The sequence below is a fragment of the Pradoshia sp. genome (genome assembly GCF_051873915.1).
Taxonomy (GTDB): domain Bacteria; phylum Bacillota; class Bacilli; order Bacillales; family Pradoshiaceae; genus Pradoshia.
This window is the reverse complement of the sequence record NZ_JBJEFJ010000036.1, coordinates 1-18688: the sequence shown is the minus strand read 5'-3', so window position 1 is coordinate 18688 and position 18688 is coordinate 1. Positions and strand designations below refer to the sequence as shown.

Genomic DNA, 18688 nt, shown 5'->3' with positions numbered 1-18688 from the left:
CCTTTGCGAATGTCATAAAGATCGATAGCCACCTGATTCAATTCCCTCTTTACAAGAATCTTTTCCTTGAACCGTTCAGGCAGGCGGTTGTAGCCCGTCTCGATTCCTTTAAGTCCGCAGGCTATGGCAGCAACGGTATCCGTATCATGTCCCTTATTTGCGGCAGCCACTGCTACGTCCTCAAAGGTTTCCAAGTTGGAGAGGAAGTGAACAACCCATTTCATTGTATGTACGACATACCCATCTGGCAGGCAATCAGGCTCATTTGTGAGTAGGTCCTCATAGATGGTACCGGCTGTTTCCTCACGGAGAGAGTGCTTCAAGGTATCCCCATTTAGCAGGCGAGAGGCAATCCGGTTGTAAATCAGGCAGGCCTCCGCAGCTGAATCATCGTAATGAGTCATCTTTGAATGACGTACAGTCAATTCCTCTAATTCCTTAGGATCTGAGTAAGCAAGCGCGATAGGCAGGCATCTCATCAAGGAGCCATTTCCTGCACTCTTCTCGCTCAGTTCGTAATGAACCTCCTTGGCCGCTTTCTCCCAGTCCCCAGTAAACATGGTCAGCACCTGACTGATGATTATGCCCACATCCTTTGGCTTTTGATTATACCATTTCAGGAATTCCTCTCCGATATGAGGGATTGGGTCATCCGAACATTCGATGATTCCTTTGGCGACGCATAACGTCATCGCTGTATCATCCGTTATCTCACCGGCCTTTAAGTGCCATATTCCTCCACCAATGATTTCAGTCAATTTCCCGTATTTATTCTTAATCTCCTGTTCAGTCATGAATTCGGTTGTTCCGCCTAAAGCATCTCCAATTGCAACACCAAATAAACCGCCTTTCACTTGATCAAGCATTATGATGCACCTCTTTTATTTTGTCTACTATTCATTATTTTAACATAGTAATAACAAAATATTTTACCATCGAGCGGCAAGGTCATCTTACTAGCGTGATGCCGCGATATGAGTTCGGACCTCTTCTCCCATCACTTCCTCGTTATATAAATGACAGGCAACGAAATGTCCTTGATGAACCTCTTGCCATGCAGGCTTTTGCCGACTGCAGACTTCCATTGCATAAGGACACCTCGTACGAAATACACATCCACTCGGCGGATTAGTCGGGCTGGGTATTTCCCCTTTTAGCAAGGTTCGCTCACGAGCATCTTCCACATCGGGGTCTGGGATGGGAATCGCACCAAGCAGGGCTTCTGTATAAGGATGGAGCGGGTTGGAATACAACTTTCCGCTCTCTGTCATTTCCATGAGGCGGCCTAAGTACATAACCCCGATACGGTCGGCTAAATGTTTGACCATAGCAAGGTCATGAGCAATAAATAAATAGGTCAGCCCCTTTTCCCTTTGCAGCCTTTTTAACAGATTCACAACCTGTGCTTGCACAGAGACATCGAGAGCGGAGATTGGTTCATCGGCAATGATGAAATCAGGATTTAATGCAAGCGCCCTGGCAATGCCGATTCTTTGCCTTTGTCCCCCGCTGAATTCATGCGGATACCGATTGGCATGGTCTCGACTAAGTCCCACATCCTCCAGAAGCTCAATAACACGCTTCTCCCTCTCTTTTTTATTCTTATATTGTTTATGGACCTCCATCGGCTCAGAGACAATCTCCATTACAGTCGAACGTGGATTCAGCGAAGCATATGGATCCTGGAAAATCATTTGCATATCCCGATGGAGCGCTGCCTTCTCTTTGTCACCGAAGGATTGTGTGTTCCTTCCCTTGAAGAGAATTTGTCCTTCTGATTGTTTATAAAGCCCAATGATCGTTCTGCCCAGCGTGGATTTCCCGCAGCCTGATTCACCAACAAGACCAACAGATTCCCCCTCGAAGATATGAAAGGTGATACCGTCAACCGCTTTGACTGTCTGCTTTTTGCCAATCTGGAAATGCTTTTTCACTTCCTGGAGTTCCAGTATTTTGTCGCCTTTCATTCCTCCATCCCCGCTTCCTCATAATACCGCCGGGCACAGCAAAGCTCACCCTCATAAATAGTCCCTTCAAGCAGTATGCTCTCAATCGATTTTCCTGTCTTAGGGGAATGAAGCAGCCGCCCGTTTCCATGATAGATTCCGACATGATGAATCGCTCCTTTCCCCTCCTCATAGGCAAAGAACAATAGGTCCCCTGGCTTAATAGCATCTAAAGAGACTTCTCTCCCTCCTCTTGCCTGGTCGGCCGCATCGCGTGCTGCAGTGAAACCATTTGCCTTCAGCATGGTATAGGCAAAGCCTGAGCAATCATAGCCATAGCTGCTCACCCCTCCCCATAAATACGGCAGACCAATAAAACGCTCACCTGATCGGCAAATATCTTCTCCTGATTTCCTCCCAGCAGGCTTGCCGAGATGGACATCATCCCGATGCAGTTCACCCTTGCCAAGGGGCGTTAAAACCTTAATGGTGTTCCCTGCTGCATTTATGAGAGGCAGCTCTGTTTGATAGCATAACGGGATGGTCGAATCCATTCCCTCTATCTTTAAGAGGGCTGTCTTGCTTTTAATAATAGCTGTCCCCTTTTCTTCTTCAACGTTTTGGAACTTTCTAAGCTGGCGCAAAGGAACCCAGCCTGGGTAGCCTTTCTCATTCTTCGATGTAGGCTGACCTGGTACAAGGATGGATGCCCAATCTCCCTCAACCTTTGTCACGATTACATGTTCACCGAATAACACTTGCGTTTGAATACGATTGGAATCATGCAAATCCAACTGATCCGCCAGTGTCATTCCCATGAGCCACTCCGAAATTCTGGCTGGATGACTGATGACAGGACGATCCAATTCCCGCGGCGCTGCCGAAGACGTCCAGACCGTCGCAACAGATACAGCTACTTGCATATGCATTCCGTCCATTTAATCTCCTCCCTTATTGCGTATGAATTCCCCTGATTCCAAGGCCAGCCTCTTTCGGTAAATGAATCTTGTTAGTCTGATAACAAAGCCCGCCATTAAGAATGTTTTTTGAAAGCATGAGAGGTGCATCAAAATCATAACGTGTGATATTTTGCTTGCTTGCCGCAAAATGGGCTGCTGCTGTAATGCCAAGATGCGTTTCAATCATGCTTCCTGCCATGCATTCCATCCCAGCGGCTTCTGCCAGCTGGTTGATCTTCAGCCCTTGATAAATCCCTCCAGCCTTCATCAGCTTGATATTAATCAAGTCTGCCGCACGCATTCTGATGACCTCGAGCGCCTGCTTAGGGGAGAACACAGACTCATCTGCCATAATCAACGTGTTTACATGATCAGTAACCTGCTTCAGACCGTGCAGATCATGAGCCTTTACCGGCTGTTCCACCAGTTCAATATCCAGTCCCTCATCCTCCATCTGCCCTATAGCCCTGACTGCCATTTTCGGGGACCACCCCTGATTGGCATCAAGCCTGATGCGTATATGGTTTCCTGCCTTTTTTCTGATTTCCCTCACGCGTTTTATATCAAGTTCAATATCTCCTATACCAACCTTTACCTTTAAAATAGAAAAACCTTGCTCCTTATAACGCTCCGTATCCTCCCCCATCTCCTCGGGGCTGTTCACACTGACCGTCATATTTGTCTCAAGCTCTCCGTCTGCGCCTCCCAAATATTCATATAATGGGAGATGACTATTTTGTGCAAGACAATCATAGACTGCCATATCGAGCGCCGCTTTAGCGCTTGTGTTTCCTACCATAACACCCGATAACCCAGTAAGCACCTCCTCATAGGCTAAGAGATTCCGTCCAATCAAAAATGGACCAAGATGCTCCTTTATCGCAGCATCTATGGATGAAAGGGAGTCTCCTGTAATGGCGACCGTCGCAGGAGCTTCACCCCAACCGGAAATTCCATTGTCACAATCAAGGCGTACCACAAGTGAGTCTGCAGACAGAACGGTACGGACCGCCGTTTTAAATGGTTTAACAAGGGGTACCCTCACGAGGAAGGTATCAATATTTGTTACTTTCATTCGCTACTACCCCGCTTTCTACCTTGAGCACCTTTGCAGCTGTGTCGATGGTACATGCCGTGCCAAGTGGAATAGCAAAATGAGGATCACAATGCCCAATCATGAACCCGCTCATGGCAGGCTTCCCAATTAAGTCCGCATAATGATGTAGAACTTCTTCAAGCGTTAAAGTTTTTTGGCGTTCCGGCTCTCCGTCAGAGAAATCACCTATAACAAGCCCTTTGATTCCTTGCAGTTTTCCGGCATTCCACAGCTGATTCAAGTAACGGTCAACATTCCGGGGTTCTTCATGTATATCTTCAATAAAGAGAATCTTTCCATCCGTATCAATCTCATTTTCCGTACCAAGCGAGGAGGTAATCAAACATAAATTCCCTCCAACAAGTTCCCCTTCTGCTGCCCCTTCTACCAATACGTCAAGCCTTGAGATCTCCTCTGTGTAACAAAGCCCCTCTGGACTGAACAATTGGTTAAATGATTGTTTCGTTATGGAATGAACCTCCTTATTTCCGATATCACTGGCAAGCATCGGCCCATGGAAAGTCACCAATCCAGCTCGCTGTCTAATGGCGGTATGAAGGTAGGTAATATCGCTATAGCCCCAAAAAATTTTGGGATGGTTCTTAATAGCTTCATAGTCGAGTAAATCTGCGATTCTTGCCGTTCCATAGCCGCCGCAGGCACAAAAAACAGCCTTAATATCCGGGTCAAGGAACATCGACATCACATCACTTGCCCGCTCCTCATCCCTTCCGGCCAAATAGCCGTATTGGTTCTCTATGTTCTTTCCAACAACCAGCTCCAGTCCTAAAGCCTCCTCGAAAAATGGAACAGCTCTTTTTAATTTCTCTAAGTCAGGGGGACTTGCAGGCGCAATGATTCCTACCTTATCTCCCCTCTTAAGTCTCTCTGGTTTGACAGCCATTCAGCACACTCCAATCTGTTAAAAGGATGTTCTCAATCGAACATCCTTCTCATCGGTTTTATCCTATTGTATTCGTACCCTTGCTCTAACCAACCTTACTTTTTATCCGCCCATTTTAATTCCAAATAGCCAACTGGATGGCGAATGATGTCCGTGACGCCATCTGCCTGTAAATACAATTGATTGTAGAAGTGAATTGGGATGATTGGCATTTCACCCATTAGAATTTGTTCTGCCTCATACATCAACTCATAACGCTTCTTTTCATCACTCTCAAGCTTTGCTTTCTTGATTAGTTCATCATACTTTTCACTGCTCCAGCCAGTCCGGTTCATCGAGTGGCCAGTTTGGAAGTTTTCCAAAAAGTTAATCGGGTCTGCATAATCTGCCAGGAAGGAGCTTCTGGAAAACTGAAGCTTCAACGCCTTTTGGTCTTCTGCAAAGACATTGGATTCCAAATTAGCCAGCTTCACATCCACGCCAAGATTCTCCTTATACATTTGCTGCAAGGCTTCCGCAATCTTCTTATGCGTATCATCTCCCGTAGAGTACGTTAACGTGACCTCGGGAAGCTTGTCATAGTTCTCCTCCTCGAGCCCTTTAGCCAGCAATTCCTTTGCTTTGTTCACATCTGTCACCATTAAATCTCCATTTATCTCCCTAAAGTCCTTGCCAGAAGGGTCCTTGAATCCTGGAGCCACAAATCCATAGGCGGGCTCCTCTTCATTCTTCGTCACATAATCAACTAGCTGCTTTTGATCTGTCGCCATCGCAAATGCCTTCCGGATATTGATATTTTGAAAAGGCTCTTTCTCAACATTGAAACGGAAGAAATAAAGTCCGGCCTGTTCTTCAACCTTTACTTTATCCTCCTTAATCAATTGACCGCTCATCTCTGGAGGCACATCAGACGTATCCAGTTCCCCGTTCGTGTACATCTGATATTCGGTCGTTGTATCATTGACCATTGCCCAGTTTACTTTATCGAGATTGACCGAATCAGCATCCCAATATTCCGGGTTCTTCTTCATAATCATGTGACTGTCATGCTTCCACTCAGATAGGATAAATGGGCCGTTTCCAACAAAGCTTTCTGCTTCGGCAAACCACTCAGGATTCTCTTTGGCTGTCTTCTCATTGATAGGGAAGAATGCTGGATTCGTGATAACACTCAAGAAATATGCTTGCGGACTCGTCAATGTTACCTTAAAGGTCTTTTCATCAACCGCCTCAACCTTTACATCGTCTGCAGTCCCTTTTTCTGTATTAAAGGCTTCTCCGCCCTCAATGAAATAACCGAGAAAGGCAGCACCAGAAGCCGTTTCCGGATCTAAGAGCCGTTTCCACGCATAGACGAAATCAGAGGCAGTCAAATCATCGCCATTAGACCATTTCGCATCCTCACGGATAAAGAAGGTATATACCTTCCCATCATCTGATACCTCCCAATTTTCAGCTGCTGCTGGTTCAGGTTCATGGTTCTTCCCAAGCCTCGTCAACCCTTCCATCAAATTATTAAGTGCGTTCCAGGAAACCGCATTAAAGCCGATTGGCGGGTCAAAGGATGTTGGTTCTTCTCCATTATTCAAATAAAGAACCTTTTCATCGCCATCTTGATTGCCCTTACTTTCTTCATTGCCAGATTCCTTTGTCGCCGTACAAGCCGCACTCAACACCAGCATCATCAAAATGCTTAAAACGGAAATTGCTTTCTTCATCCTCATCCCCCTAAATAATTAATAATAGCTGTTCTTTCCAGCTGCATTTCTCCCTAGTCCAGCTCTTTCATCCTCCAGCCAGCAATTGACAAGATGGGCATCCTGAATATGTGTTCTTTCCGGATATACTCTGACGCATACCTCCATCGCATAATCACATCTAGCGGTAAAAGGACACCCTTGCGGCGGTGCAAATAAGTCAGGCGGAGAACCGGCTATCGGGATGAGTTCCCCTTCCTGGTCCAAACGCGGTATAGACTGCAAAAGCCCTTTTGTATAGGGGTGCCGTGCATGATAGAAGATATCCCTTCTGCTGCCGGTTTCTACAATTTTTCCGGCATACATAACCGCAATCCGGTCCGCCACTTGGGCCACAACGCCCATATCGTGAGTAATCAAAATAATGGAGACGCCTGTCTGCTTTTGTATTTGGCGAAAGAGGTCGAGAATTTGAGCTTGAATCGTGACATCAAGCGCTGTAGTCGGCTCATCCGCTATCAAAATATCAGGCTCGCAAATAAGCGCCATGGCAATAACGATTCTCTGCCTCATTCCGCCGCTGAACTGATGCGGATATTGCTTAAACCGTATGTCTGGATTGGCGATTCCCACCATCTCCAAATACTCGAGACCCTTCCTCTTAGCAGAGGATTTTGATAGCTTTTGATGCTCCATTAAACCCTCTGTTATTTGTTCGCCAATCGTGATTGTCGGATTCAAGGCCGTCATTGGATCCTGGAAAATCATCGAGATATCGACTCCCCTAATCTTCCGCAAATCCGCTTCCTTAAGCTTGGCAAGGTCCCTTCCGCCATATTGAATTTTTCCTTTTGTAATTCGTCCATGCGGGGTTGGTATAAGTCCCATTATGCTTTGTGATGTTACACTTTTTCCGCATCCTGATTCCCCGACAATGGCCAACGTTTCTCCGCGGTAAAGACTGAACGACACGCCGCGTACGGCATGGACAATCCCGCCAAAGGTTGAGAATTGAACATGCAAGTCATGTACTTGAAGAACCTTCTCCATCTAAATCATCTCCTAAGCTTCGGGTCGAGTGCATCTTGAAGTCCATCGCCAACCACATTAAAGGCAAACATGGTCATCGATATGAACAGGGCAGGGAAGAACAAACGCCACCAATACCCGCTCAATATAACGCCCAATGCGTCATTCAGCATTCCTCCCCAGCTCGCATGAGGGGCTTGAATGCCTAATCCGAGAAAGCTCAAAAAAGCTTCCGCAAAAATGGCCGATGGAATGGTCAATGTCAGCTGAACAATAATCGGCCCCATTGCATTCGGCAATAAATTTCTACGAATAATCCTTCGTGTCTTTGTTCCAAAGGTTTTAGATGCGAGCACGAATTCATAGTTCTTGATTTGAAGCACCTGCCCTCGGACAATCCGCGCCATTCCAATCCATCCTGTCACAGACAAAGCGATAATGATGGTAAATAATCCAGGTCCCATTACGACCGCAAGAAGAATGACCAAAAGCAAGTAAGGCAATCCGTACAGCACCTCAATGATTCGCATCATCAGATGGTCAGTTCTTCCTCCCTTATAGCCTGCTACACCCCCATAAATCACGCCTACAAAGAAATCAATCATGGCGGCCATGATTCCTACAAATAAAGAGACACGGGCACCATACCAGGTTCTCGCAAATACATCTCGGCCAAGATCATCTGTGCCAAACCAATATTCAGATGAAGGAGGCATATTTTGATTCATGATGGATTGCTTTTCAATAGGGTTTGGCGAGAGCGAAGGACCGATAATGGCCATGATGACAAGAAATGAGAGAAACACCAACCCTGCCATCGCCAGTTTATTCTGACGAAGCATTTGCCACGAGTCCTGCCAATAAGTCCTGCTTGGGCGAACGACAGCCTCTGCATCAAGAGCTTTTTGGTCAAGGGGCTTAAACCATTCATCTGGTATTTCTTTTGGTTGTTTCGATTTCACGTGCAAAGCGTTCACCCCTCTTTCTTATTCAAATTAATGCGAGGGTCAAGGATTCCATAGGCGATATCCACCAAGAAAAGCATGATGATCAGGACAGAGCTATAAAAAACGGTTGTTCCCATTATGACCGGATAATCACGATTATTGATGCTTTCAATGAAATACTTGCCCATCCCGGGTATGGCGAAAATCTTCTCAATGACGAACGTTCCGGTCAGAATGCTTGCCGCCAATGTCCCCAGTACGGTCACGACAGGCAAAAGAGCATTACGCAGGGCATGCTTAAACACGATTTTGGCTGGACTCAATCCTTTCGCCTTGGCCGTACGGATATAATCCTGGGTCAGCACCTCAAGCATGCTCGAACGGGTCAGCCTCGCAATAATCGCCATTGGACCTGTCGCTAGGGCAAAAGTAGGCAGAATCATATGACGCCAGCTTGTCCAAGTTGCGGCCGGCAGCCATCCTGCCTTAACAGCAAACACTTGAATAAATAAAGTTGCCAACACAAAGTTGGGAATAGAAATTCCTAAAACAGCAATGGTCATAGCCAAATAATCGATGATACCATTTCTTCTCAAGGCAGCAATCACACCAAGTGTAATGCCTGACACAATGGCTACGATAAGAGTGTAAAGACCCAGCTCTAAGGAAACAGGGAATCCCCAAGAAATCATGTCATTCACCGTTTGTGAGGATTTTTTGATGGAGGGACCAAAATCTAATGTGATGACCGATTTCAAGTAGTTCACATACTGAACGACTAATGGCTCATCCAACTGGTAATAAGCAATCAAATTCCTCTGTACTGCCTCATTGGTCGTCCTTTCCTCATTAAATGGGGAGCCTGGAACGGCATGCATCAAGAAAAATGTACCTGTAATGATCAGCCATAAGGTTAAAAGCATAGAGACAAGGCGGCGGATAATAAATGTATTCAGATGGGCCACCTCTTCCCTAACAAAACGTTGTACGCATGGCCAATTCCGTCATCACAAGCATGGCCTGATAAGCCTGAAGAATATCCTCTGCCTCAAACTGAACGATTGTTGTTCCTTCAATCAATTCCGTCCCTGGCATCAGATTCGCCCATTCCGCCTGTCCGTAATTAGCAAACTCAATCTTAAGAACAGGGCGTTTAGGCGGTGTCAAAGGTTTGACACGCGATCGGTTCTTAAGTGCCTCACTTGCCGCTTCTGCCAGTAACTGCTTTGATTTTGCCGGGGTCAGTGTTTTCGCAGCTGATCTTGAAATTGTTGTTTTCACTGCCGCTGTTGTAACATGTTCAATTAGCTCACTAGCTTCAAAAGCCGCCTGGTCATCTCCTGCAACCATTAGAACAGGCACGTTATAATAACCAGCCACATAGGCGTTAAAGCCAAGTTCACCAATGGGCCTGTCATCTATGTACATATTTCGAACACCAAAAATCATGGTATGTGAAAGGACGCCTGGCATAGAGGCCCTTGCATGATAGCCGGCAAAAATAGCTCCATCAAAGGAGGAATCCAATCCTTGCACCATCGAATACGGCTTCACATCTCCAGTAATCAGCTGTGTATCGGGATGCAAGAGTTCCACGAGAAGGTTGTTCATTTTGCTATGACTATCATTAACGACAACCTCCTCACTGCCATTCATGAACAGACTCGTAATAATGGCATTGGCCTCCTCTGTCATGATGCGCCTGCTCCGTTCATAATTATGCTGATTTGAGGACACATGAGTATGGTCCACCAACCCTGTAATCCCCTCCATATCCACAGACATGTAAATCTTCATCATATTCCCCTCCCTCTCACTTGTTGGAATTATCTAACAATTATAGTGCAGGATACATATTTTTACAATTGTCATTCGGACTAATTTCATGATTATTGTGATCATCATCTTATCTCATGCACATTCATTGAATGGAAATAAATCCCTCTGTTATGATGTTCATATTGATGAAAGGAGAGAGGAACATGCAAAAACGATTATTGATCCTGTTATCTATTGTGACACTCATTCTGCTTGGAGCCTGTTCGAATTCTTCTCCTGAAGAGGACAAACAGGAAATGGACCATTCAACAATGAATCATTCAAGCTCAGGCGATTTGCCTGATGGCATTAAAGAAAGTGAAAACCCTGCCTTTCCTGTTGGCAGTGAAGCTATTTTAAAGGATGGCCATATGGATGGAATGAAAGGAGCTACTGCTACAATCGTTGGAGCCTATGAGACGATTGCCTATTCTATCACCTATACACCAACAGATGGAGGAGATCCAGTTGAAGACCATAAATGGGTCATTCAAGAGGAGGTTGAAGAAGCAACAGGAGATGAAGCACTCGAACCTGGAACAAAGGTGACCGTCAATGCCGACCATATGGATGGAATGAACGGAGCTTTAGCTGAAATCGATTCAGCAGAAAAAACGACCGTTTATATGATTGATTACACCCCAACGAATGGCGGAGACAAAGTAACCAACCACAAATGGGTAACCGACGATGAGCTTTCAGAGAAATAAAATAATAGATTGGGACATAACAACATTTGCTGTGTCTAATACCGAATGTTGCATTGAAATTTAGGCTTAGTTAATCTAAAGCGGTGATTTTCGTTACAGGCGGTTGCTTTCCGCGGGGCGGTCGGGGAGCCTCCTCGTTGCTTTCAGCATCTGCGGGGTCTCCCCTGTCCGCTAATCCCGCAGGAGTCAACCGCCTTCCACTACAATCACCGGTACTCTATTAACAATATTCATCTTTAACAGAACTAAACAAAATAAAAAACGCCGAACCATTTTAAACTGCGCATTAAAATAGTTCGGCGTCTTTAGTTATTGGAAACCTTTTGTCCCAGGCCCTTATTTATGTACGATATGATCTTCATTCGCACTTCCTTTTGCAAAGCGCTTTGATAGGATGAGGCCTGCAAACAGCACACACATGCCAATGGCAAACCAGCCTAGAAAGACTGGTCCAAGCGTACCTCCCAGATAATAGCCAACAGTTGTATAGAATACAGTCCATAATAGGCTGCCCGTAAACGTAAAAAGAAAGAAAGCCGTGTAGGATACCTTTCGTATACCAGATAGAAAAGGGACCAATTGACGCACACCAGGAACAAAATAGGTGAATATTACCCTTATCCCGTCATATTTTTCTAGCTTCTGTTTCATTCTTCCCCATTTAGCCGGTGTCATATGAACCTTATGTCCATAACGGCTAACGAGTTGATTCCCAAACTTCCTTCCAGTGAGATAGGTGACAAGCATCGCCGTATTGGCAGCAAGCAAGGCAACTGCAATTACTTGAATGAAATGCAGCCCGCTTTCTAATAACATTCCTCCAATAAGGACTAGTAATGTCTCCTCTGGAGCTGGGATGCCAATCATGGCGATGAAAAGGGCGCCAAATATCACGAAATAACCATAGCTCTGAATATATTGTGAAATAAAGTCTAAAATCATTTTAATCCCTTTCTTCTTCAGTTAAGAGGTTCCTTCCCGTCTCCATGCAGCCTCGTTCGCTGCATCATCTAACTTTTCTGAGTAGTGGTCAACATCGATGGCATAAATCGGCCTCCCTTTAACTTCCTTGAAAATCTTGCCGATATATTCACCGACAATCCCGATGCCAATCAACTGCAAACCGCCAATCATCCATAAAGATATCATGAGGCTTGTCCAGCCCGACTGCGTGTTTCCGAACCATTTCTGAAGCAATGCATAGCTCCCGGCCAGCACACTGACAAGCAAGGTAATAAATCCTAAATAGGTCACAAACCGAATTGGTGCGACACTAAAACTCGTAATTCCATCAAAGGCAAAGGAAAGCATCTTTTTCAAAGGATATTTAGAAACCCCCAGCTCCCTCTCCTTTCTTTCATAATAAACATTCGTTTGCGAAAATCCAATTAAGGGTATCATTCCACGTAAGAATAAATTTCTTTCCTTGTATCTAAGAAGCTCAGTCAATGCTCGCCGGCTCATCAGTCGATAGTCGGCATGGTTCGGGATTAACCGAATGCCAAGCGTACCCATCACCCGGTAGAAGGCCAAGGCTGTATTCCGTTTAAAGAACGTATCCGTCTGCCTCTTGTCTCGAACTCCATAAACAATGTCATATCCTTCATTGTACTTCTCTACCATGGTTCGTATAACGTTTATATCATCCTGCAGGTCTGCATCGATGGATATAACACAATCAGATTGTTTTTGCGCGGCCTCAAGGCCAGCAAGCAAGGCATTTTGGTGACCTACATTACCGGCTAATTTAATCCCTCGCACCAAATGGTTCTGCATGCTTTCCACTTGAATCAGATTCCACGTGAGATCCTTGCTTCCATCATCGACAAATAAAATATTACTCCTATTGGATACTAGCTTCAGCTCCATCAGTTCCAGCAGGACAGCCGTTAGCTCATCCATTGTTTTCGGCAGAATCTCTTGCTCGTTGTAGCATGGAACGACAATCGTCAATACTGGCATATTCATGTCACGCTCGCTCCTTTAGACGGCTTGGTATAAATAAATCCTCCAGGCAGAATCCTTATGGTCAAATACCTTCAGCAGCTTAAGCTGATTATCAGAGGCATTCAAGATAGGCACGCTTGAGAAGAAATATTCTCCACCCATTTCCTTGAATACCTCTGTATGAAGTTCAAGCTTTCGAATCTGCTTTTTCGAATTCTTGCCATAGTCATATTTCTTCCCAAGTTCATCCACAAAGATGTAGCATCGGCCGCCCCAATTATCGAAATAATTTTCAAGCCTTTTATTCTTATCAAGCTCCGCTTCGATAATCTTTCGAAATTGATGTTTATAAGAAAGCGGATAATAATTGTTATATGTATCAAGGGTATAGAATCCATTATACTGCGAGATAGCGGGATGGAGCCCGATACTCGCTACCCGATAAGAATCTTGAGGTTTTCCGATGAACGCCTTAATCTCCTCAAACTGCTCCTGTGCATAAAACTCCTTAAACGAAGGGGTATTCCTTTTTCCATAATACACCTCAGGATTACCAAGAAACAGGATGAACAATTGGGCTATCATCGCTATTTTGGCCAATTGCCTCCATTTCATTCCGTTTGTCCATAACACCCGCAAGGAGAGGGCAAAAAGTAAATAAAGCACTAGCGGTCTCAGGAAATGAAACCGAGCGAAATTGAAATCATTCAATAAGGATATCCGCTCTTTAAGCAAATCCCAGCCTTCATAAAACCAAAAAGCATACCAAGCAGACAGGACAAAATTGAGCACAAACAGGAACACAAATCGTCTTTCCCTTTTCCATAGCTTCTTCCAAAGAATGATTCCAAGGGCTAAAAAGGACAGCGGAAGAATGACGTATTGATGCAGAGTGAGTACATGTGTATGGCCGACTACATAATTTTTGAAAATAAGCCTTACTGACTCACTAAAGCTCAAATAGGCACTAAAATATTCCTCCCGGCTATTCGGCTCTCCAGGAAAGACAAGTGAATAGACGAGGCGGTATTCTATCAATAAATACATGCTCGTCATAAAAAGGATTCCGCCCAAAAACCGCCCATTCCAATCCTTTCGAAAGATTCCGTCATAAAGCCAAAGAATCCCCATCGCAAAAAGAAAGAAGAAAAAACCAAGCACGAAGCTCGAATAAAACGGAAGAAGGCCTAGGATCAGCCAATCCTTATAAGAGCTGTCCCGGCTGCGAATATTCAAGAAGGCATAGAGGGCCAGCGGATGACCAAGTGTCGACAGCATGCCGGACGGCCAAAACGGGGTCAAGCTGAAAGCGAGGGCCGTAAACACACGAATAGCCCCAAACACCTCCCCTTGCATGAAATGCTTCTTCAGGAGAAGGTACATTCCCGCAAAGGCAAACACTCTCACAATCGCCTGACTGATTGCATAAGCCGTCATCGAGGGCAGGAAATAATGAAGCCACTCAATTCCGCTGAACTCCGTCCCGAATGCATTACGGGGCAGTCCATTAATGATTTGGGCAATCGTATCATCAATCGGCCCAAATAATTGCTGGTTATCCTTCAGTACCTTATACCAGGCTATATTTGAATCAAGATTATCATGCAGGCGGATATGTGAATTCTCTCCCATAATAAACATGGGTGCTAGGTACATCCCTAACAGCACGATTGCTATGAACAAATATCTCTTTTCTTGAGACCACCGTTCAACCACGGTCTTCACCGCCTTCTCACCTTACATTTTTTTACACCATACATCTCCAAAAGTCAATATCATCCAGTTTGCCCTACCCTGGATGAAAAATGCTAAAAAAAGCCCCCGGATTTATATCCGGGAGCTCATCTCCTGCCTTCACTGAAGTCTTTGCAACAACTCATTTAACTGTAAAAGTTTTTTAATTTCATATACAGGCTTTACTTCTTCCGCAATTCTTTCATGACGGTTCACCCATACAGACGGAATACCAGCTCGATTTGCCCCTAGAATATCGGTCATCAAATTATCGCCTACCATTAAGGCCTCATCAGCTGTAACGCCCAGCAGACTGAGCGCATGCTCAAATATAGACGGGTCCGGCTTTCCTTTCCCAAAGGCTCCAGAGATTACGACATGATCAAAATAGGGAGCAATCTCCGGAGTGATTTCAAGCTTGGTCATCTGCAAATCGGGTGAGCCATTTGTCAGCAGCAGCAATTGATAGCGGCCCTGCAGAGAATCAAGAAGCTCAAAGGTATCCTCATATATAAACGGATGCTGCCTGCGCTCCTTTGGGAAGCGCTCGGCTAAATCAGCACCAAATTCGGGGTCATCAATTCCAAGCGCCTTCAGCCCCTTCACCCATGCCTCTTTTCGGTAACCGGGTACAACCTTAGCTAATTGCCTGAAATCATCAGACTCATCAAGGAAATTTCCCCATAATCCCTCGAATGGATTGATACCAATCATTTGCGTAAATGCATATGTCTCATAGGATTGATAGAGCTTGGCTGCCTCCATTCGGACTACCTCCTCAAGCCTCTCAGGGTCTAGGTCATATTTCTCCCTAGCTGCCTCGCATGTTGCCGCAAAAGCTTCCTTTACGCTCCGCTGATCCCATAGAAGTGTATCATCTAAATCAAATATAATCGCCTTTACCAACTGTCCTCACCTCTCTTCCTCACACCGGCAATTCCGTAAAAAACGCCTCATAAAGTGCTTGGACGGCAAGCTTCTCCTGAGCTTCCTTCACGCCAAACATCATGCTGACCTCGGAGGAACCTTGGTTGATCATCTCAATATTAATGCCTTTATCAGCCAAAGCCCTAGATGCCCGTGCCATTGTACCAACATTGGAGCGCATTCCTTCACCGACAATCATGATTAAGGACAAATTATGCTCAACCTTTACCTCATCCGCATCCAATTCATTCTTGATGCGATTGACGATAATTTGCTCCCTCTCATGATCCAATTGATTTTGGCGCAGAATGACAGTCAAATCATCGATTCCGGATGGAACATGTTCATAGGATAGGTGCAGCTCCTCTAATATGTGCAAGAGCTTGCGGCCAAAGCCAATTTCCCGGTTCATCAAGTATTTGCTTACATAGATGCTGCAAAAATCATTATCACTAGCGATTCCAACAACCGGTCCATTTGAACTCTCCTTCTGGCTGACAATCATTGTGCCTAAAGAGGCGGGATTATTTGTATTCTTTATATTAACCGGTATTCCGGCACGGAAGGCAGGAATAAGCGCCTCGTCATGAAGGACACTGAAGCCCGCATAAGAAAGCTCGCGCATTTCCCGGTAAGTTAAGACCTGAATCTCCTTCGGGTTATCAACAATGGTTGGATTAACGGTAAATACCGCATCCACATCAGTATAATTCTCATACAAATCCGCTTTTACGGCATTTGCCAGGATGGAGCCTGTAATATCGGATCCGCTGCGAGGGAATGTCATGACACGGTCATCGATTGTATATCCGAAGAAGCCCGGGAAGATTAATATTCCGTTCCTCTCCCTTAAGCGGGATAGTCTTTCATACGATTCAGGGAGCACCTGTGCATTTCCCGGTTCGCTGCTCACGATCAAGCCTGCCTCACGCGGATTAACATAGGAAGCCTCAACCCCTTTATGCTGGAAATAAGCAGCGACTAGTTTCGCATTATTGTCTTCCCCGCTCGCCTTAATGGCATCCATGAACTGCTCTGGATTGCTGCGGTCCCCCTTCAATAGCTCCAACAAATCAGCCGTAATTCGCTCAATCACCTCTTCATTCATCCCTAAATCATCCGTGATTGATCGGTAGCGATTAATGACGGCTTGGAATAAATCCTCATCCTCACTTCCCTCAAGCCAGGCTTGAGCGGTGGCAATCAATAAATCTGTTACTTTAATATCCTTCGAAAATCTCTTTCCCGGAGCAGAAACAACGATTAGTTTTCTCGTATCATCGGATACGACAATATCATATACCTTCTCCAACTGGTCTCCAGAAGCAAGAGATGTACCGCCAAATTTCACTACTTTCATTCTGCATATCCCCTAAGCGTAATTTTCTGATAATTTTATATTCTATTATCACTTCTCCTCGCTAAAGTTTCAAGCAAAACCAAAAAAAAACTTCCAAAAGCGCAAGAGGCATACACGATGGAGGCAGCGAAATGGTTGAACGACTAACATATACCGTCATAAGGGGAAGGAATGAACATTAATCATCTTCTCTTACCCGAACTACTTTTAACGCAGCTTCTCCAAAAACTCAATCGGCACTGCTTTCGTTAGCCAAATACCATTTTTCGAACGATAAAATACATACCCCTGTTCGCTCATTTCACCACTGCGTACACGATAGACGACCGGTTTCCCATGGCGTTTTCCTACGTTGATTGCCATTTCTGCATCAACTGACAGATGAACATACAAACGACTCTTTGGAATGAGTCCAATACGTTCAATGGACTCCGTGTACTTTTCTCCCGTCCCATGCCATAAAAACTCCGGCGGGTCCACGATCTCCAATTCTACATCTACAGGAATGGAATGTCCTTGGTTTGCTCGTATAAGAGTTTTATCCTCGTTAAACGAGTATCTCTGCTTATCATCTGTTCGCACAATTTCCTCTAGTATATTCCTATCAAAGGGATATTTCTTAGAAACACCCTTAATCAATTCTTCAACATCTGCCCATCCATGTTCATCTAGGGAAATGCCAATCGCGTCTGGTTTATGCCGAAGAATCATACTCATGAACCTGCTCGCTTTCATCAAACTCATACTGTTGTTCCTCCTTTACAAAATGAAAAAAGAAGAAAGGCTACGGATTCAAACTCGATTCTCTTGATATTTCGAGCGCCTTAACTTTAAGCTAGTTTCTTTTATTCTCTCATATAAGGGAGGTGATTTTCACGAAACCAATCATTTAGGTTTGCCGATTAGCTCATGATATAATTATGAAACAATTATGACAGGGAATATAACACTGGAGGCAGATATCTTGTCCAACTTAGCAGCTTTACTGAAGGAATCTAACTATACGGTTGTATTTACAGGAGCAGGCATGAGCACTGAATCTGGCTTGCCTGACTTCCGGTCTAATGATAAGGGATTATGGAAAAAGAAAGACCCGAGCCGAATTGCGAGCACAGACGCACTCAATCAGAATGTGAAGGAATTCTTTGAGTTCTACCGGGAACGGGTCGTAGGAGTGAAAGAACATGGACCTCATGAAGGTCATCGCATTCTCGCAAAGTGGGAGAATGAAGGGCTCGTCAAAAGCATCATTACCCAAAATGTCGATGGGTTCCATCAGGAGGCTGGAAGCAAGCGCGTTGCAGAGCTGCATGGCACCTTGCAAAAAGTCCACTGCCAGTCATGCGGGGCAGAGTATGGAAGTGACATGTATTTAGAGAAGAATTATGCTTGTAAGGCATGCGGCGGAAAACTGCGTCCATCTGTCATCTTATTTGGCGAAATGCTGCCTGAGGCGCCGTTCTTGATGGCAGAGGAGGAAAGTGAACGAGCAGATTTGTTTATCGTCATCGGTTCATCTCTTACTGTCACACCGGCCAATCAATTCCCGCTCATTGCCAAGCAGCATGGCGCAAAGCTGGTCATTGTCAATATGGAGCCGACTGGCTTTGACCT

General features: G+C 45.0%; 18 protein-coding genes. 2 read left to right on the top strand and 16 right to left on the bottom strand.

The features are described 5' to 3' along the window. The 10 genes from ACI35L_RS03900 to ACI35L_RS03855 all read right to left on the bottom strand — a co-directional run. A partial coding sequence (locus ACI35L_RS03900; protein WP_439802295.1) for an ADP-ribosylglycohydrolase family protein occupies window positions 1–866 on the bottom strand: 866 nt, incomplete at its 3' end. Window positions 867–956: 90 nt separating this feature from the next. Continuing rightward, on the bottom strand, window positions 957–1967 hold the full coding sequence (locus tag ACI35L_RS03895) for an ABC transporter ATP-binding protein (protein WP_439802294.1): 1011 nt from the start codon (window positions 1965–1967) through the stop codon (window positions 957–959). Next, window positions 1964–2884 (bottom strand): C40 family peptidase, encoded by a 921-nt coding sequence (locus ACI35L_RS03890; protein WP_439802293.1) that lies wholly within the window; start codon window positions 2882–2884, stop codon window positions 1964–1966. Before ACI35L_RS03890 ends, ACI35L_RS03895 begins: the two co-directional genes overlap by 4 nt. 13 nt (window positions 2885–2897) lie before the next feature. Continuing rightward, window positions 2898–3980 carry a dipeptide epimerase gene (locus tag ACI35L_RS03885; RefSeq protein WP_439802292.1) on the bottom strand — a complete coding sequence of 361 codons (1083 nt, stop codon included), beginning with the start codon at window positions 3978–3980 and terminating at the stop codon, window positions 2898–2900. After that, window positions 3961–4905: a S66 peptidase family protein gene (locus ACI35L_RS03880; RefSeq protein ID WP_439802291.1), complete on the bottom strand. Its 945-nt coding sequence runs from the start codon at window positions 4903–4905 to the stop codon at window positions 3961–3963. The genes ACI35L_RS03885 and ACI35L_RS03880 overlap by 20 nt, the downstream gene beginning before the upstream one ends. Before the next feature lie 95 nt (window positions 4906–5000). Further along, entirely contained in the window at window positions 5001–6623 is a 1623-nt protein-coding gene (locus tag ACI35L_RS03875) for a peptide ABC transporter substrate-binding protein (RefSeq protein WP_439802290.1), read from the bottom strand. An 18-nt stretch (window positions 6624–6641) separates the two neighbouring features. Continuing rightward, window positions 6642–7652, bottom strand: a complete 1011-nt coding sequence (locus ACI35L_RS03870; protein ID WP_439802289.1) for an ABC transporter ATP-binding protein — start codon at window positions 7650–7652, stop codon at window positions 6642–6644. Between the two features lie 5 nt (window positions 7653–7657). Further along, window positions 7658–8608 (bottom strand): ABC transporter permease, encoded by a 951-nt coding sequence (locus ACI35L_RS03865; protein WP_439802288.1) that lies wholly within the window; start codon window positions 8606–8608, stop codon window positions 7658–7660. After that, a complete protein-coding gene (locus ACI35L_RS03860; protein ID WP_156185714.1) occupies window positions 8605–9534 on the bottom strand; it encodes an ABC transporter permease in 930 nt (309 codons plus the stop codon). The genes ACI35L_RS03865 and ACI35L_RS03860 overlap by 4 nt, the downstream gene beginning before the upstream one ends. Window positions 9535–9550: 16 nt before the next feature. Beyond that, on the bottom strand, window positions 9551–10375 hold the full coding sequence (locus ACI35L_RS03855) for a M55 family metallopeptidase (RefSeq protein WP_439802297.1): 825 nt from the start codon (window positions 10373–10375) through the stop codon (window positions 9551–9553). Between the two features lie 185 nt (window positions 10376–10560). Here ACI35L_RS03855 and ACI35L_RS03850 point away from each other — a divergent pair, with 185 nt between their 5' ends. Next, window positions 10561–11106: a YdhK family protein gene (locus ACI35L_RS03850; protein ID WP_439802287.1), complete on the top strand. Its 546-nt coding sequence runs from the start codon at window positions 10561–10563 to the stop codon at window positions 11104–11106. Between the two features lie 336 nt (window positions 11107–11442). Here the strand turns inward: ACI35L_RS03850 and ACI35L_RS03845 are convergent, their stop codons facing one another. From ACI35L_RS03845 to ACI35L_RS03820, 6 genes are all read right to left on the bottom strand, one after another. Next, complete coding sequence (locus ACI35L_RS03845) at window positions 11443–12048, bottom strand: DedA family protein (protein WP_049671653.1); 606 nt, start codon at window positions 12046–12048, stop codon at window positions 11443–11445. A gap of 21 nt (window positions 12049–12069) precedes the next feature. Further along, complete coding sequence (locus ACI35L_RS03840) at window positions 12070–13074, bottom strand: glycosyltransferase family 2 protein (protein WP_439802286.1); 1005 nt, start codon at window positions 13072–13074, stop codon at window positions 12070–12072. Window positions 13075–13089: 15 nt separating this feature from the next. Beyond that, window positions 13090–14778, bottom strand: a complete 1689-nt coding sequence (locus tag ACI35L_RS03835) for a DUF6044 family protein (RefSeq protein ID WP_439802285.1) — start codon at window positions 14776–14778, stop codon at window positions 13090–13092. A 129-nt stretch (window positions 14779–14907) separates the two neighbouring features. Next, window positions 14908–15693, bottom strand: coding sequence for an HAD family hydrolase (locus ACI35L_RS03830; RefSeq protein WP_049671655.1), 786 nt, complete (start codon window positions 15691–15693; stop codon window positions 14908–14910). 19 nt (window positions 15694–15712) lie between these two features. Then, on the bottom strand, window positions 15713–17074 hold the full coding sequence (locus tag ACI35L_RS03825) for an aspartate kinase (RefSeq protein WP_049671656.1): 1362 nt from the start codon (window positions 17072–17074) through the stop codon (window positions 15713–15715). A 207-nt stretch (window positions 17075–17281) separates the two neighbouring features. Beyond that, on the bottom strand, window positions 17282–17818 hold the full coding sequence (locus ACI35L_RS03820) for an RNA 2'-phosphotransferase (RefSeq protein ID WP_439802284.1): 537 nt from the start codon (window positions 17816–17818) through the stop codon (window positions 17282–17284). A 283-nt stretch (window positions 17819–18101) separates the two neighbouring features. On the opposite strand from ACI35L_RS03820, the gene ACI35L_RS03815 reads away from it, so the two are divergent. Next, window positions 18102–18688 (top strand): NAD-dependent protein deacylase (locus ACI35L_RS03815; protein WP_439802296.1); only part of this gene is annotated, 587 nt, incomplete at its 3' end.